This window comes from Shewanella sp. SM69 (genome assembly GCF_025653985.1).
Taxonomy (GTDB): domain Bacteria; phylum Pseudomonadota; class Gammaproteobacteria; order Enterobacterales; family Shewanellaceae; genus Shewanella; species Shewanella oncorhynchi.
In genome coordinates this window covers 86923-103715 of sequence record NZ_JAKKRV010000013.1, presented here as the reverse complement: position 1 = coordinate 103715, position 16793 = coordinate 86923, and the positions used below count along the sequence as shown (strand labels likewise).

The following is a 16793-nucleotide window of genomic DNA, read 5'->3' as shown; positions in this document are numbered from 1 at the left end:
GCTGGTGTCATGATCCGTATGTTTGAATATGATTCGAAGCAGGCACAATCTTTATCTCAAGTCCCTGTACATCAGCCGTCGATTATTCGGGTTATCTATGGTGAAAAGTCTCTGCTCTGGCAAGATGAATCTATTTTAGTAGGCCAAGGGCAGTTACTGTTAATTCCTGCTGGTTCGCATATTAGCTTTGTTAATCGACCTTTTCTTGGGCGTTATCGGGCGGTGCAGTTATTACTCCCCCACGATTTACCCCAAGGTATTTTATCAAGTGCTACCGATTGGCGTGACCCTATGCCAGTCCAAAACGTATCACGCGCTGTGGACTTAGCTTGGAATGCGCTATTACAGAGTTTGACCTTGTCTCTGGCCGATCCTGTTCAACTGCATTATTTGGCTGCATTACTGTTAAGTTTGCCAGATAAACGCAGTGTGAACTGGTTGTATGGACACACCCAACGCAGCGTGACTCAAGCGGCCTTGGCCTTGATGAGTGTGAGTCCTTCGGCGTCATGGCAGCAGGAGGATATTGCCGACAAGTTACACATGAGCACGGCAAGCCTTAGGCGTAAATTGGCCTTAGAAGACACTAGTTTTAGGCAGTTACTGGTAGAAGTGCGGCTTTGTCATGGTTTAGCCATGTTGCAGAATTCGAGCGAGCCAGTATTGCAAGTGGCTTTGGCCTGTGGTTATCAATCTGCGGAAAAGTTTTCCTTACGTTTTAAGCAGCAATTTGGCCTGACCCCTGCGGCTTATCGTCGTACACTGTGAAGTGGCATGGGTGTATACCCAAACAACTTTAGGGTATTGGAGAAATATGATGGCGGATGAGCAATTTACTGACAGCGGATTTTGGAACAAGATCAAACTCTTTAGCCGTCAAGCAGGTAGAGAGGTCATCGAGCGGGCACTATGGCTTTATTATGCAGCGCAACAACCCAATACGCCTAAGTGGGCTAAGTCAGTCATCTACGGCGCGTTAGCATATTTTGTTTTGCCTTTAGATGCGATTCCCGATCTGACTCCTTTAGTTGGCTTTACCGATGATTTAGGTGCCCTTGCCGCGGCCCTGACTATGGTGACCTTATATATCGATGATGAAGTGAAATCCCTTGCAGCGGATAAACTCACACTGTGGTTTGGAGATAAGCCGAGCGAACCTAAGACTTAAACCTATTGCGAGCGCAATCGCCTAAGTGATGCAAAATTGTGCTAAAAATATGATTTCATTAGGAGTCGTTGATTTGGTTTTGACTGAGATTTTCTGGGGTAAAAATATTTTTTTGCAAATGTTTCACTATTGCTTGATTGCGCTATATGCTAGCGCTGTTTTGTAAACCCCTTGTGTTTGTTTAGGCAGATAAATGAAAAATATTATGGTAGTGATCCTATGGCTTTTAGGTGTCTCTGCCGCTACCCCCGCGTTTGCCGATGAGGCCTCTCCGGAACAACTCGCCCGTCTTTACCTCGATTTTATGGCACAGAATAGTCGCCAGAGCGAAGCTTTGTGGCCCGGTTTTCGCCTTGAAGATAAAGTACACCTCTTTAGTTATGGTGGTAATGTCTGGCTTCGACAGCCTGGTGGCGAAATAATCCAAGATAACAGTGTGTTAGAGTCGGTCAATCTGCACTCTGGTCTATCGGTGAGCTTCGGCTTTCCACAATATAATGGCCAGCCAGGCGTATTGATCCAGCTCGAAGTGCCGAACATCCAATTTACTCGCGACACTAAGCCAACGGATTTAGCTTTTTTAATCTGGGCGAGCAATGGCTTGCATGAAGCCTTCCATTTTTATGCCCAATCCGAATGGCGAGTATTAGAAGACGGTAAGCGTTATGAGGGTGAGGTCTTTCCGCTCAACTTCGATGCTCGCTATTATCGTTTACAGTTATTTGATGCCTTAATGGCGGCGCTGGCACAACCCGAACAACAGTCATTACATCTTAGCTATGCTGCTTATTGGTTGCAGCAATGGCGCCAAATTGCGCCGAATGAAGATAGAGTCGGTTACATCAATGATCTCGTTGAAGGCAGCGCTAAGTATGTGGAATTGGCCGCAGGTGCGCGTGTATTGAGTCAAAATCAAACTTTACTTGGTTATCAGCAAATACTGACAAAATATGTGTATGACTATTATCAACAGCAGAAAATGTGGGTTGGTTGGACGGCTGAGGCGGCAAATATTGGCGCTCTGGCGGGCATATTGTTGGATAGCACTCAAGACCCTTATGTATGGAAAGAGTCGGTCATGTCGGGTATGTTGCCTGTGGATTTACTACTGAACCGCGTAAAGCCAGTATCCCCGTTAGACAAGAAAGACACTAAACAGAAGAAACAGCTGCAGGAGATGCTAGCGTATTACCCTGCCACTCAAGCAAAATTGTCTCAGTTGTTGTTGAATGTGCAGGATCCAAAAGTGCCGTTATTGGTTATGCCGAGCGTGAGCGATAGCAGCAGTTTTATTGATGTGGGTGACGTACGTTCTGGCTTTTATGTGGTGCCCTATCAAGAGGAAATGACTCAAGCTTATTTAGGGATGAGTGCGCAATTTAGTAACTTGTCAGTGAGTGGCAGTCCATTACTTGATGTTCCGGTACAAAATTTTTGTGAGGGCATTGAGGCGGCAACTCTGTTACCTTTAGCATTCCCCTTTCAGCGTGAGGGTCAGTATCTGGTATTCAACGAAGCGGAAGTCCATGGAACTATTAGGGTTTCTGCGAGTGTTGTTGATGGAAGAACCCTCTACTGTGCGATGAATTAATAATGAGAAAAAATCAGCTCGAATTTACCTACATGCGTGGCATTGCGATTATTTTTATCGTGCTTGGCCACAGTATTTACAACTCTGGTGAAGGTTTCCCGCTGTTGCTGGAAAATCTATTGCGTGGTGGCACAGCGTTATTTGTGTTTATCTCGGGATACTTTTTCCATCGCATTTTTTATAAGGATTTCGACTACAGCAAGTTTATGAAGAACAAAGTACAAAACGTACTTTATCCTTTTTTAGTTGTGTCATTGATTGGTCTATTTTGTTTGTGTTTGCGCTGGATATTTATGGAGCATCAGCCGCTCGATAATGTCTTGCTGAGTATTTTTTATACTGTGCGTAACGGTTATATTCTGTATCCGCACTGGTACATTCCCTTCATCATGGCGGTGTTTTTATTCTCGCCGATTTTTTTATGGTTTATCCGTTGCTCGCAGCAGATGCGTTGGACACTATTTGTACTGAGCTGTGTGGTAGCAATCCTATTGCATAGACCTATAGGTAACGTCAATTTCATCCACTCAGTCGTGTATTTTGTACCTTTCTACTTGATTGGTATTTTATATTCGCAAGATGAACATATTGTGACGCGCTTTGGCTCTATTTTCACCGCACTAGCGATGATTTTTTTAGTGGTGAGCTTAGTCGAACAAACTTACATAGTGCAGCATATTGGTAACTATCATAAGGCACCGTTTGAGTACAACGGTATCGATTGGCAGTTTATTCAGAAACTTTGTTTATGTGTATTAGTACTGAATTTCTGTGAATGGTTGTCGGGACGAAGTCGTTTGCCTTGGTTAGTCGAAGTCGCCGAGATGAGTTTTGCAATTTTCTTTATTCATCCACTCTTCGATATGCTATTTAACACAGCTGCAACCGTAATGCGTTACCGTTTACCACCAGGTTCTGCTGTGACTAGCGTGCTCTTTTCCGCTGGGATTTTCATTTTCATGATGGTAGGCAGTATTATGACGGCTCGCTTTATCAAAAAGCGTCTGGGTAATCGATCGCGTACTTATATCGGCTGGTAATCACTTTGGTTTATCATCACTAACACTAGGTGAAATTCAGTTTGAATTTATTTCCTAGTGTTAGGGTGTTTTCCATCTAAAAAAGTGGAGAACATAATGAATCCCAACATTACCCTACCGAGCCTCGGGCTCATCAGTTTGTCTTTTATCGCGTTGCCATCCATCGCCGCTCAAGTTGAGTCGCTATCCACCAAGACGCAGAATACTTTTTTCGCACAAATTGCGGCCCATTGTGGCCAAGCCTTTGCGGGAAAAGTGGTATCGGGTGACAGTGCCGATTCGGCCTTTAGCGGCAAGTCGTTAATTATGCACGTGCGTGAATGTAGCGACACTGAGCTTAAGATCCCGTTCCATGTGGGTGATGACCACTCGCGTACTTGGGTGCTGACTAAAACGCAGCAAGGGCTTAAGTTGAAGCACGACCATCGCCATCAGGATGGAAGTGAAGATGCTGTGACCATGTATGGCGGCGACACTATGAATGATGGGACAGTACAGAAACAGTCATTTCCCATTGATAGGGAATCTATCGATAACTTCGTCAAGAATGGACTCACTCAGTCGATTACCAATGTGTGGCACATGGAAATTACGCCAACGATTTTTAGTTACCAACTCACGCGAGAACAACGCAATTTTAAAGTCGATTTTGATCTTACCCAGCCAGTAGCATTACCACCCAAACCTTGGGGACACGACTAGTGTTGTTATTAAGCTAGCTCAAAATGGTGTTCATCACCTGCTTATGTTGCCCGTTTATGTGGATAACGACACTACACGGGCTCAGCCTCGCATCAAATCCAGTCAAATCGTTGTGACATCCTCGCCAGCAAACCCTAGTGCGGTAAGTTCTTCATCTAGTATCACTGCTATGTAATGACGCCATTAACTGGCAATAAGCCAATAAGTCCATTATGTCTAAAAGGATTAATAATAGTTTTTTTCAGTTTTAACTGTTCTTTTTATTCATTTTATTGTGTTGCGGAATACTAGAATTGCGGTTCATTTAATACTTAATTTTTATGGATAAACAAGATGGTTATACCTAAAAATAGGTATTTATGTCTTGAGGATAATTTTTTAAATATTCACCTAAATTAAACATAAATCTGAGATTTAAACCGGATTTAATCACTACTTCTGCTAATTTATAGTCTAGGCTAGAAAAGTGCAGTTGAAAGATGGTGCACCTAGGTCTAGACTGAAAAATTAAAGGACTGATTCACTAATGATTATAAAGTTAAGTGACCCAAAGGGAAGAGGTGAACTATGCGCTTTTATATGGCAAGACAGCCTATACTGAATAGAAATAAAAACGTTGTTGCTTATGAGTTGCTCTTTAGAAATAGCCGGGATAACTATTTCCCACAGGGTGTTACAGACAATGTTGCTACAGCTAAAGTGTTTGTAAATAGTTATTTAAGTATGGATCTAGAGGATTTAACCGAAGGGAAGCCAGCATTAATTAATTTTCCATCTCATTTCTTGCGAGACCATTTATTATACATGTTCCCATACAAAAATATTATTGTTGAGGTATTGGAAACTGTTAGCCCAAGTGAGGATAACTTTATTTTAATTAAAGAGTTATTTAACTTGGGTTATTATCTTGCTTTAGATGACTTTGTTTATTCTCCTGAGTGGGAACGTTTTTTTCCTTTTTTTAAACTTATAAAAATTGATATAATTTCAACGCCTTTGGATAGTGTTTCTCATCTGATCCCTAAATTTAGACAGTATAATTTAAAACTACTTGCAGAGAAAGTTGAAACATTGGAAGAGTATAGGCTAGCTAAGTCACTCGGTTTTGATTATTTTCAAGGTTATTATTTTTATAAGCCAGAACTCATAGAGGGGAGTGAAATAGGTGCTACACAACATTTTGTTATGTCTATTTATAATGAGGTTTTTAAGTCTGATTTTAGTTATAAAAAACTTGAAAATTATTTTTCTCAAGATTTAGATCTTACTTATAAATTACTAAGATATGTCAATTCAAGTCAGTTTGAGCATGTGAATGAATTTACCTCTATTAAGCAGACTATGGTTTTTTTAGGTGAAAATAAACTTCGTAAGTTTGTAAGTCTCATTATTTTGGCTGAACTTAACCCCAATAAACCAGTTGTGTTAATTAATAATACTATAATCAGGGCTCGGTTATGTGAAGAGTTAATATCATTAATGGGATTTCCTTTGTTGAAAGAGTCAGCATTTTTGACTGGATTATTATCTACTTTAGATGCCATTTTAGATAAACCGATGAACAGAGCGATAGAGCCGCTTCCTCTTGAACAGCAAATAAAGCGTGCTTTACTTAATAATCATGGATACCTAGCTCATTGTTTACAACTTACTCTAGCGTATATGGAAGGTGATTGGGTTACTGTCGATTATTTCATTGATAATTATAATATTGATCCTGAGAGGCTCATCTCAGCGTGTGATAAAGTGTATAGCTGGTTTAATCAGTATAAAAATTCAGTTCAGTAGTAATGAATGCTAGTTTGCAATAAGGATATGCGATGATGAATGGTATTGATTTAGACTTGTTTGATTCTTGTGCATTTATGTTATCACCTGAGGTGGAGTGGTTAGGCGAGAATCAAATTTTCTCAAATAATAATTTTTTAAAAAATGCCAAGAAAAAAATAATTCAGCATTTTGAAAAGATTAAACAGAATATCACGCCTAATGAATGCTTAATGATAGGAAGTAACTGTTTAAAGTTTAGCCTATTAAAGATGGCAAATAAAAATTTTATTGTGCTCTGTGTTGTAGAGCATGATGCGTCAATAACAAAAAATTTCGAGTATAGCCAATTTAGGTGTGAGAATCCTGCGGGTGATGACTCTAGATATCAAGAAATTACTTCAGATGGTGTTCTTGTCGTAAATAGTCTTGGTAATATTGATTTTATTGGTGGCGGGGTTAAATACCTTTTCCCACATTTACATTTTTATAATTATATTGGCAAGTCATTTTTTAGTTTAATTCAAGATATTGTTAGCTATGAGGTTGTTGGTAGAGATAATTATAGAATTATGAAGTGGTTTAGATATAAATGTGCAACTAATAAAAAAATATGTCTATCTTTTAAAACTAAATCAGGGTTGTATTTTGAGTATAGAGATTTCTTCCTTGATGATAGAACTCGGTTTGGATTAATTATAGATGAATCTAAACGATATGAGAAAGAAAAAGTATTAATAGAGAAATGTTCAGAGCTGGAACAATTGAATAGCTTTCAAAGTGATTTTATTGCCACTCTAGGTCACGAGATTAGAACACCATTAAATGCAGTGCTAGGCTTAATTGAGCTCAGTTTAGGTAATGTAAGGGCACAGGATAAGAAGTTATTATCTGTCGCATTCAGTACTTCAAAACAAGTTTTATTACTCATTAATAGTATGTTGGATTTTAAAAAGACAAATGAGAGTAGTGCAGATGTTAAAAATGACTCGGTAGATGTTAGGTTGTTAGGCGAATCTGTTGTTGATGCGTTTAGCCTTCAAGCAGATAAAAAAGACATTAATTTAGACTTTTTTATGCCATTAAACTTTAATCGCAGGGTTATTTGTGATGAAGTTAAACTAAATCAAGTTATCTATAATTTAATCTCCAATTCAATTAAGTTTTCCAATAAAATTGACTCGTCGATTCTATTAGAAGTAGAAGTTCTGGAACAGTCATTCGAAAATGTAAAACTAAAGTTTTCTGTTATTGATAATGGTATCGGTTTAACTGAAGAGGAGCAATCAAAAGTGTTCGGTAAGTATGAGCAGGCATCATCAAATTCTTACCGTCAGTATGGTGGTGTTGGCTTAGGCCTATACATAAGTAAAAGTATATGTCGTTCAATGGGAAGTGACCTTCAGGTTATTAGTCGTATCGGTGATGGTAGCGTTTTCTATTTTGTTATTGATTTTGCTTTAGATAGTCACTTTACGGCACCTGATGTAAGCGGCTCCTATCGTTCTGATATTGATGCTTCAGTAACAGCATATACTAACAGTTCCATTTTTCACGAATCAGTTTCAAGATATTCCAAAGAGCTTGATTTCGAGTTGCTATATTTACCAAGTAATGAATTACTGGAATTTGAAACTGAAAGCTCAATACTTTTTATTGACTTGAATCAAAATGATATTATCTCAAAGAATGAATTTGTAACTAGTCTTTTTACAAGGAAAGAAAGAGTTGCAGAGTTAAGGAGAGTGTCACTTTCTAAGTCTAACTCCGACTACGAAGTGATTTCATATCCACCACTCAGAATTCAATCAGTAACTGATTTTATTAATGTTAAAAATTATTTGAATATTATTGACGAGCAGGCTTCGGATAGTGCTGATTATAGTAATATTAGTGTGTTAGTTATTGATGATTGTCAAGAAAACTTATTTGTTATCGAAAAACAGTTATTATCTGTTGGAGTCATAGTTTCCTGTGTTCAAGATCCGATGCAAGCAATTGAGCTTTTTAAGACAAATAAATTTAATGTCGTTATTTCTGATGTAATAATGCCAACTATATCGGGCTCAGACCTCATTGGCGTCATTAGAGAAGTTGAAGGGTATCGGGAATTAGCACCATCGATTATTGTGATGTTGACCGCTGATCATGGCGACATATGTAAAGATGAATGTTTGCAGGCTGGGGCAAATCGCGTACTTGTAAAGCCTCTGACGTTGAATGATTTGATTGGCCTTTTAGATGAAGTAAAACTCACTTTGTCAAATAATACAAGTTTAAAAAAGTCTACAGTTAAAGCAGATAATACTTCTTTTGATAATAGTTTTTTCTGTTGTGATGAAACACCGCAGGAATTAGCAGACATCTTACAGATAGTCAACTTGTCAGATATATATAATTTTGTAGGTGAAGATATAAGCGATGAAGAGTTATCTATTTTTTTAGAGCAATATTACAGTAATTTACTTGTTAAGCGTGAAGCATTAAGGTCTGCAATTGTGGATAATGATCTTCGTATTATTACTGCAATTAGCCACACCCTTAAAAGTAATTCTCTTTACATAGGTGCAAAAAAATTAAATTTATCTTGCCAAGAACTAGAGCGTGTTTCGCGTAACAATGCTATTGATTACAAAGTTATCTTAAAATGTTGGCAAGAGGTTGATGATGATTTATTTGCGTTAATTGAGTTTTTTATGCAAAGGAGTAATGCTAGTGGATAGAGTCAATTTTGAGCATATCGTTCTCTATACGAACGACCAAGATAATGATAGATTATTGATAAGTGTTCTAATTCGTCACTTTTCTCGTATTCATGTGATTAAAACGAATGCTGAGCTTGTTGAGCAAATCAAACAATCAACCCCAAAAGTGATTCTTGTTGCTGCTGAAACTTTACAAGAAACTTTACTTATTTATTACGAAGCCATAGAGGAATTGCAGGCTGTAGAAATATGTGAGCATGCCGTTGTTTCTCTTATTCCAAAACATCAAGAAAGAGAAGCGTACGAGGCTTACCGTAGTGGTGTGATTAATGATTATTTAATCGCTAGGCCAATGTATGAAGTACATAGAGCAATTATAATATGTACACATTTATTGCGGGAAATTGGGTTAAGAGGAAAATATAAAAAAGTAGAAGAGTTTGTAAATGTACAAGATAACTACTCTTCGCATATCAAGGAGATTGTCCTTAAAGGTGTTCAGCGCAAGAAGGATTTAGAACATAGCTTTGAATTAAGTTTGATTGAAATCGAGCAATCATTAGATAAGGCAGAAGCGCACCTTGCAAGTAATAGAACCGCTGAGTTAGATCTAGCTTCATTGAAGAAGATATTATCATTTATTCGTTCTAATGAAATTAGACCAGCTTTGTTGAAACTACAAAGTAAGGCGTTGCACTTACTTGAACTTGTTGTTACTGATGTATCAAATGTGGCGACGGTCGCAGAAGCCCCTTTGCCAGAACAGGGGCATATTGAGGTTAGCAATAAGGCCGCTCCAACCGTGCCTGATACTAAATATACGTATAATCGATTGTATTCGGAGTCAAAAAATTCTCTTGTATCAGTTGAAGTTCCTGTAGTGCCAAAGATGTTAATTGTTGAGGATGATCACATTAGTTTGAATTTAACTATTATGCTTCTTAGAACGTATGCCATTGAACTTGATACATCATTGTCTGGACGTATGGCGTTAGATTTACTTTCTAAGAAAAAATATGACGTTATTTTAATGGACATAAATCTTCCTGATACTAATGGGTTTTATATTATTAACCACATTAATAAGTCTAATGGAATAAATGCAATTACGCCCATTGTTATGTTGACTGGGAATAAAAATAAGTCATCAGTTCAGCAGGCAATAGCTGCAGGAGCTAAAGGTTACATTATCAAGCCACTATATAAGGATTCAATAGTCAAGCTTTTTAGGAAGTATGATATTCCATTGCATTTGCGATAGTTCTATAGACATGGGTTTTAATAGTTCTTGTATATTTTTCTTTTAACCTCACAGGTATGGGCTTATATCCTTACCCGTAATATCTACCTTTTTAGGTATTTAAATTATGGTTTTTTTATGTTTTGGAGGTAGAGGTTTTATGTCAGCATGGCTGATTCAGCACTCATCTTATTGGTGTGTTAGAAATGCGATGTGGTGACTGAGTTCCTAATGATTTACGCCGGGGATTTTGGATTTTCATCGCACTGTGAGCCAGATATGCTGTGCATTTACTTAGGAAATTTACTGTAAGTTAGCAATATATCGCTTTCTATCGTTAATGATTGAACGCTCAATAATCATTTTTAGATACTGTTTGCAGTTTAATATCTGATAGCTATATTTTAGGCATGTATTTGATTTGCATTTTTATGTTGTACATTATTCTTTCGGGTTTTTATTAGATTATACTGATACTTTTTAAGTTATAGTCTTTAGCTTGAATATGATGTTCATCTGTGGAATGACCACCTATTGTTGGCTGGCGTTAGTGCCAATCATAGATCAAGGGAGTCGTTTTGATGGCGCTAGTTGTGATGGAGTTAGGATGGTTGACAATACTGTACATAATCATAAATCTCGGACTCAATATATTATTTTAGCTGTGGCTATTTATGCGCTTGCAGCTCTTGGGTGGATCTTTTTATCCGATCAATTGTTGCTTGTATTTACGGACACTGAAACTGTGTTTCGTTTATCCCTCGCTAAAGGTTTTTTCTTTGTATTTACCAGTGCCTTTATCCTACTTTTTGTTCTGAATGCCGTTCCTGACCGTCATAATGCTCCATCGGGTAATTTGCTAGAAATAACCTTTGCTCGCTCTGTAGCGATAAGCAATATCTCATGGCTTAAATACATTGCGATATTGAGTTTTACGCTGATAACGCTATGGTTTGCCAATTCGCTTTCAGCTGAGCAGCACCAGCGCTTACTATTGCTGATTTTTATGTTGCCTATTTCATTAAGCGCTATTGGTGGCGGATTCGCCCCCGGATTAGTCGCGACATGTCTCTCTGTTCTGTGTGTCTATTATCTTCATCCAACCGCCAATAGTCTCGACAATATTCATTCGGTAGATTGGTTACAGCTTATTAGTCTAAGTGTTTACGGCATAGTGATCAGTGCACTAAGCGGCTATTTACGTGCTTCATTACAGAAATTGGATGTGAATCATCAACTGCTCGATTCTGTGGTTTCTCAAACAACTGATGGTATTTTTGTGAAGGATTTGGCGGGGCGTTATATCTTGGTCAACCAAGGTGCCGCTACCTTTGTCGGCAAGAGCATGGGTGACATCTTGGGCAAAGATGACACTGATATTTTTGATGCTGACTCTATTGATATTATCCAAGAAAAAGATCGCACTGTATTAGTGTCCGGAATGGTCACCACACATAAAGAGTATTTACATATTCAGGGTGAAGCAGCCATTTTTCAAGTGACCAAAGGTCCTGTGTTTGACGCTCAAGGTGCAATTTGTGGCTTATTTGGAATAGCAAGGGATGTCACGACTCAAGAAAAAAATGCTGAACATTTACTCATTAGTGAGTTGGGATTAAAACAAGCACAACAATTATCAGGGATTGGCAGTTGGGAGTGGGATTTAGTTACTGATTCGCATACTTGGTCTGAACAGGTTTTTGTGATTTATGGCTTGCCATATAAAGAAGCTGCCCCTTCGATAGAACAAGTGCAGAAATTATTTACTCCTGAGAGTTGGCAAGCGTTAAGTACGCTGGTGATGCGATGTGTGCATACGGGAGAAGAGTATGAATGCGAAGCTGAGTTGCTAGATCCTAATCGTGCCCATCGTTGGATTATGGCTAGGGGTCAAGCACAGCGTGATCCGCACGGTAAGATATTTAAATTGCACGGTACAGTGCAAGATATTACCCAGGCGCGACAGCTTCAACAACAACTAGCGGCTCAAACAGCACAATTGCAAAGGGTTATTCAAGGTTCTGAACAAGGATTCTGGGACTGGAATGCTGTTACTGGAGAAGTGCAAATCAGCCCAAGATTTGAAGCCATTTTGGGATATCAAGCTGGCGAGATGAAGTTGACGGTTAATAATTGGCGCCAATATGTGTATGTCGAAGATGTGCAAAATATAGAGCAACAGGTTCTACAGCATCTCATCCATAAAACAAGCAGTATAGAGTTGGAAGTGCGCTGCATTAAAAAGACTGGCGAGCTGTGCTGGATATTGTGTAAGGGGCGAGTCGTTGAAGAGGATAGTCAAGGTCGAGCGTTGATGATTTCGGGAACCCAAGCCGATATCACGTTATTAAAGACCCATGAGACTGAGTTAGATCGCGTGGCAAATTATGATGCACTCACAGGATTACCAAATCGTCGCTTACTTTTAGACCGTTTTCAGCAAATGATTGCCCATGTTCAACGTAATGGCAGTATCTGTGCCGTGTGTTTTATGGACCTTGACGGGTTTAAGGTGGTCAATGATCGTTATGGCCATGAGGTTGGTGACCAACTGTTGATCGCGATTGCAAATAATGTGTCTGTGGTGATTCGGCAGCAAGATACGTTGGCCCGGGTAGGAGGCGATGAGTTCGTTATCTTATTTGAGATGATGTCTGAGGAAGAATGTACTCAAGTACTATTACGAATACTGGCGGCGGTCGATCAGCCGATATCAATCGGCGATTTAAATCTTTGTTTAACGGCTTGTATTGGCGTGAGTTTGTATCCAGAGGATAACGTTGACCCCGACATTTTATTGCGCCATGCCGACCAAGCCATGTATATGGCAAAATCGGCAGGTAAGAATCGTTTCCAAATGTTTGATCCTGACATTGATCGTAACATTATTGCTCGGAGAACTTGGTTAGAAGAACTTAAGTCAGCTTTTGAACGTCATGAATTTGTGATGTTTTACCAACCAAAAGTGAATCTCGCTACCGGTAAAATTATTGGTGCGGAAGCCTTAATTCGTTGGCGTCATCCACTGCGAGGTATAGTCGGTCCGAGTGAGTTTTTACCGGATATTGCAGGCAGTGATCTTGAAATTGCTTTAGGTGAATGGGTTATCAATACTGCAGTAGCGCAATGGCAGAATTGGCAACAGAGTGGTCGTCCGATAGCAGTAAGTATTAACGTAAGCGCTCGGCAGCTATTGGCTGAACGCTTTAGCGCGTTCTTAAAATCGACGTTAATGCAATATCCCGATTTGATGGCCTCGGATCTAGAATTGGAAATTTTAGAGAGTGCCGCCATTGAAGATATGACATTGGCAATTGAGATCCTTCAGGAATGTAAGCGTTTGGGTGTTCATTTTTCCCTAGATGATTTTGGTACAGGTTATTCGTCGTTAACGTATTTACGCCAATTACCCATATCGACGATAAAAATTGATCAGAGTTTTGTGCGAGGCATGCTCGATAGCGAAGATGATTGGCGTATCGTGGAGGGTGTTATCCGCTTAGCGTCAGTATTTAATCTTAATGTGATTGCTGAAGGTGTTGAAACCATTGCCCATGGTAAAAGTTTAGCTGAATTGGGCTGCCAATTGTGCCAAGGCTATGGTATTGCTCGACCTATGCCTGTAGAGGAGTTTGCTCTTTGGTACGACGAATGGCCATCGCAATACCAACAGATTAAAAATGAATTCAAGCAAATGGACGAATTGCATCGTTAATAGCAAGTTACAGAGAGTTTTTAGCTGGTTTTAAGGATTTAGGTGCTCACTCGTGTATTTGGAATGTATTTATTTGGCGTGATGGTTCTTATCTGGAGCAAAAGTTGGCGCAGGGCTAATCTTTTGCTCCATAGTCGAGAATACTTTTAGTGTTTAATTTATATTTCTTTTTGATTTACTCGGGTTGATAGCTCTGAAGCGCTTTCTTTGCGTTCGCTATATCGGTTCGTGAGGAAATCAACATTGCCCCTCAGGAGTAAAGTGAATTTCATCAATTCCTCCATAACATCAACTACGCGATCGTAGTAAGGCGAAGGTTTCATTCGGCCTGCCTCGTCAAACTCTAACCAAGCTTTTGCGATTGAAGACTGGTTGGGTATGGTGAACATGCGCATCCATCGTCCCAATATACGCATTTGGTTTAGTGTGTTGAAGGACTGTGAACCACCACTCACCTGCATTATTGCTAATGTCTTACCTTGTGAAGGCCGGACAGCACCTTCAGCCAAAGGGATCCAATCGATTTGGGCTTTCATAATACTGGTCATCGCACCGTGGCGTTCTGGTGAACACCACACCATACCTTCGCACCAACGTACCATTTCTCTTAGTTCCATGACTTTGGGATGACTGTCAGGCGCATCATCAGGAAGTGGAAGTCCAGAAGGGTTAAAAATACGCACCTCTGCGCCCATGTGTGTTAATAGTCGAGCGGCTTCTTCCGTCGTCAGTCGGCTATAGGAGCGTTCTCGTACTGAGCCATAAAGCATCAGTATTCTAGGCGGATGGGTTAGAGGAGTTAGATTAAAACAGTTCATATCCATGTTATTAACCATTAATTCTTGTTTGAGCGCTGGCATATCGTGGTTTAGTGGTTTCATGTGCGAACTCTTTGTCCCTGTTCATTAATGATGATTTCGCCATCTTCTTTCGTGAAAGGACCTTGTTGTGCTTTGGTCAAAATATCAAGCACAGTCTCAGACGGGCGACAGAGTTTTGTGCCTCGCGGCGTAACGACGATAGGACGGTTAATTAAAATGGGATAAGTCAGCATGAAGTTAACCAGTTCTTCATCATTAAATGTGTCTTCAGAAAGTCCTAGTCGTTCAAATGGTTCAACATTGTTGCGTAGCAATGAACGCACAGAGATTTTCATCTCATTAATTAGCTTAAGTAATTCATCGCGGGAGGGTGGCGTTTCTAAGTAGTGGATGATTTGGGGTTCGACTCCACTATTACGGATCAATGCTAAAGTGTTGCGCGATGTGCCACAGGCTGGATTGTGGTAAATCTTAATGCTGTCATCAATCATATTAGTCATAACATGTCTCTGATAAATAATCGCTTATAAATTTATCCATAGGCACTAAACAGATGCTCTAGTGCCCATGGACGAAGATTAGAAGGAGAGGCGCAGCGTCAGTGCCGCTAGGGTGACAAATAGCACAGGTAGCGTCATCACAATGCCGACGCGGAAATAATAACCCCAGGTAATATTAATATTTTTCTGCGCCAGTACATGCAGCCATAGCAGGGTTGCTAAACTGCCGATGGGGGTGATTTTAGGACCTAAATCGCTACCAATCACGTTAGCGTAAATCATGGCCTCTTTAATCACGCCAGTTGCATTGCTACCGTCTATCGACAGGGCGCCAATTAACACCGTTGGCATGTTGTTCATGATGGACGATAAAAACGCGACCAAGAAGCCTGTGCCCATAGTGGCAGCCCAAAGCCCTTGTTCAGCCAAACTATTTAATACGCTTGATAGGTAATCGGTTAAGCCTGCGTTGCGAAGACCATAAACAACCAAATACATGCCGAGTGAAAAGATCACTATCTGCCAGGGCGCGCCGCGCAGTACCTTAGTGGTATCTATGGCATGGCCTTTTTTCGCGACAATAAACAGGATCAGGGCACCCACGGCAGCGACTAAACTCACGGGCACACCGAGGGGTTCTAAGCCAAAAAAGCCCACCAAGAGTAAGACTAATACTCCCCAACCGGTTTTAAAGGTTTGAGGGTCGCGAATGGCGGCCTTAGGTTCGCGCAGTTTTTGCAAGTCGTAGGTCGCGGGAATATCTTTGCGGAAAAACAGATGCAGCATGACTAAGGTGGCACTAATAGCTGCAATATCGACGGGCACCATCACAGAGGCGTATTCGTTAAAACCTATGTTGAAGAAGTCTGCTGAAACAATATTGACTAGGTTAGAGACAATTAACGGCAAACTTGCGGTATCGGCAATAAAACCCGCCGCCATCACAAAGGCTAAGGTTGCTCCGGCGCTAAAGCCCAGAGCCAGTAACATCGCAATTACGATCGGGGTGAGGATCAGCGCCGCGCCATCATTGGCAAACAATGCGGCAACAGTCGCGCCGAGTAATACTATGTAAGTAAAGAGTAAACGGCCACGACCTTTGCCCCAACGGGCCACATGTAGCGCGGCCCATTCGAAAAATCCCGACTCATCTAATAATAAACTGATGATGATCACGGCAATAAAGGTGGCGGTCGCATTCCAGACAATATTCCATACCACAGGAATATCCCCTAAGTGCACCACACCCAGTAGTAGGGCCAATACGGCGCCCAAGGTAGCACTCCAACCTATGCCTAACCCCTTAGGTTGCCAAATTACTAACACTATGGTGAGAACAAAAATTGCCCCTGCTAACCACATACAAGCTCCTAAAAGGGCAGAGACTGTCTACCCGTAATCATAAAATAATGCCCTCACCTAACGATATTGTCGGTGGGTTTGAATGATTTTTTATATGTGAATTTTCGTATGTATCTTAGTGTTGAACACTATACTCAAACACCATTTTGACTAATGCGTGAAACTTAAGGTGATCTTATATA

Annotated in this window: 12 protein-coding genes; 9 read left to right on the top strand and 3 right to left on the bottom strand. The window is 40.2% G+C overall.

The window, feature by feature from the left end:
• The first annotated feature begins 9 nt into the window (after positions 1–9).
• The 9 genes from L5M37_RS16965 to L5M37_RS16925 all read left to right on the top strand — a co-directional run bounded on the left by L5M37_RS16965 (position 10) and on the right by L5M37_RS16925 (position 13928).
• Positions 10–768 carry a helix-turn-helix transcriptional regulator gene (locus L5M37_RS16965; protein WP_263201322.1) on the top strand — a complete coding sequence of 253 codons (759 nt, stop codon included), beginning with the start codon at positions 10–12 and terminating at the stop codon, positions 766–768.
• Positions 769–817: 49 nt separating this feature from the next.
• Complete coding sequence (locus tag L5M37_RS16960) at positions 818–1168, top strand: YkvA family protein (RefSeq protein ID WP_263168460.1); 351 nt, start codon at positions 818–820, stop codon at positions 1166–1168.
• Positions 1169–1361: 193 nt separating this feature from the next.
• Positions 1362–2759 (top strand): hypothetical protein, encoded by a 1398-nt coding sequence (locus tag L5M37_RS16955; RefSeq protein WP_105250504.1) that lies wholly within the window; start codon positions 1362–1364, stop codon positions 2757–2759.
• 2 nt (positions 2760–2761) lie between these two features.
• Positions 2762–3799 (top strand): acyltransferase family protein, encoded by a 1038-nt coding sequence (locus tag L5M37_RS16950; protein ID WP_263201320.1) that lies wholly within the window; start codon positions 2762–2764, stop codon positions 3797–3799.
• Positions 3800–3895: 96 nt separating this feature from the next.
• Entirely contained in the window at positions 3896–4501 is a 606-nt protein-coding gene (locus L5M37_RS16945; RefSeq protein ID WP_219251800.1) for a hypothetical protein, read from the top strand.
• 567 nt (positions 4502–5068) lie between these two features.
• Complete coding sequence (locus L5M37_RS16940) at positions 5069–6289, top strand: EAL and HDOD domain-containing protein (RefSeq protein ID WP_105250501.1); 1221 nt, start codon at positions 5069–5071, stop codon at positions 6287–6289.
• A gap of 32 nt (positions 6290–6321) precedes the next feature.
• Positions 6322–8991 carry a hybrid sensor histidine kinase/response regulator gene (locus L5M37_RS16935; RefSeq protein WP_263201317.1) on the top strand — a complete coding sequence of 890 codons (2670 nt, stop codon included), beginning with the start codon at positions 6322–6324 and terminating at the stop codon, positions 8989–8991.
• The gene (locus L5M37_RS16930; protein ID WP_263201315.1) at positions 8984–10234 is read left to right on the top strand and encodes a response regulator; all 1251 of its coding nucleotides are present in this window, start codon (positions 8984–8986) and stop codon (positions 10232–10234) included. Before L5M37_RS16935 ends, L5M37_RS16930 begins: the two co-directional genes overlap by 8 nt.
• A 586-nt stretch (positions 10235–10820) precedes the next feature.
• A complete protein-coding gene (locus L5M37_RS16925) occupies positions 10821–13928 on the top strand; it encodes an EAL domain-containing protein (protein ID WP_263201314.1) in 3108 nt (1035 codons plus the stop codon).
• A 158-nt stretch (positions 13929–14086) separates the two neighbouring features.
• Here L5M37_RS16925 and arsH read toward each other — a convergent pair whose 3' ends face one another.
• The 3 genes from arsH to L5M37_RS16910 all read right to left on the bottom strand — a co-directional run bounded on the left by arsH (position 14087) and on the right by L5M37_RS16910 (position 16611).
• Positions 14087–14788, bottom strand: a complete 702-nt coding sequence (arsH, locus tag L5M37_RS16920) for an arsenical resistance protein ArsH (RefSeq protein ID WP_113941471.1) — start codon at positions 14786–14788, stop codon at positions 14087–14089.
• A 17-nt stretch (positions 14789–14805) separates the two neighbouring features.
• Complete coding sequence (gene arsC / locus L5M37_RS16915) at positions 14806–15240, bottom strand: glutaredoxin-dependent arsenate reductase (RefSeq protein WP_263178934.1); 435 nt, start codon at positions 15238–15240, stop codon at positions 14806–14808.
• 87 nt (positions 15241–15327) lie between these two features.
• Positions 15328–16611: an arsenic transporter gene (locus tag L5M37_RS16910; RefSeq protein WP_263201313.1), complete on the bottom strand. Its 1284-nt coding sequence runs from the start codon at positions 16609–16611 to the stop codon at positions 15328–15330.
• Positions 16612–16793 lie beyond the last annotated feature (182 nt).

Bases quoted from the DNA above. Each gene is read 5' to 3' on its own strand.
- L5M37_RS16965 (WP_263201322.1), top strand. From the start codon at position 10: ATGATCCGTATGTTTGAATATGATTCGAAGCAGGCACAATCTTTATCT.
- L5M37_RS16960 (WP_263168460.1), top strand. From the start codon at position 818: ATGGCGGATGAGCAATTTACTGACAGCGGATTTTGGAACAAGATCAAA.
- L5M37_RS16955 (WP_105250504.1), top strand. From the start codon at position 1,362: ATGAAAAATATTATGGTAGTGATCCTATGGCTTTTAGGTGTCTCTGCC.
- L5M37_RS16950 (WP_263201320.1), top strand. From the start codon at position 2,762: ATGAGAAAAAATCAGCTCGAATTTACCTACATGCGTGGCATTGCGATT.
- L5M37_RS16945 (WP_219251800.1), top strand. From the start codon at position 3,896: ATGAATCCCAACATTACCCTACCGAGCCTCGGGCTCATCAGTTTGTCT.
- L5M37_RS16940 (WP_105250501.1), top strand. From the start codon at position 5,069: ATGCGCTTTTATATGGCAAGACAGCCTATACTGAATAGAAATAAAAAC.
- L5M37_RS16935 (WP_263201317.1), top strand. From the start codon at position 6,322: ATGATGAATGGTATTGATTTAGACTTGTTTGATTCTTGTGCATTTATG.
- L5M37_RS16925 (WP_263201314.1), top strand. From the start codon at position 10,821: ATGGTTGACAATACTGTACATAATCATAAATCTCGGACTCAATATATT.
- arsH (WP_113941471.1), bottom strand. From the start codon at position 14,788: ATGCCAGCGCTCAAACAAGAATTAATGGTTAATAACATGGATATGAAC.
- arsC (WP_263178934.1), bottom strand. From the start codon at position 15,240: ATGATTGATGACAGCATTAAGATTTACCACAATCCAGCCTGTGGCACA.
- L5M37_RS16910 (WP_263201313.1), bottom strand. From the start codon at position 16,611: ATGTGGTTAGCAGGGGCAATTTTTGTTCTCACCATAGTGTTAGTAATT.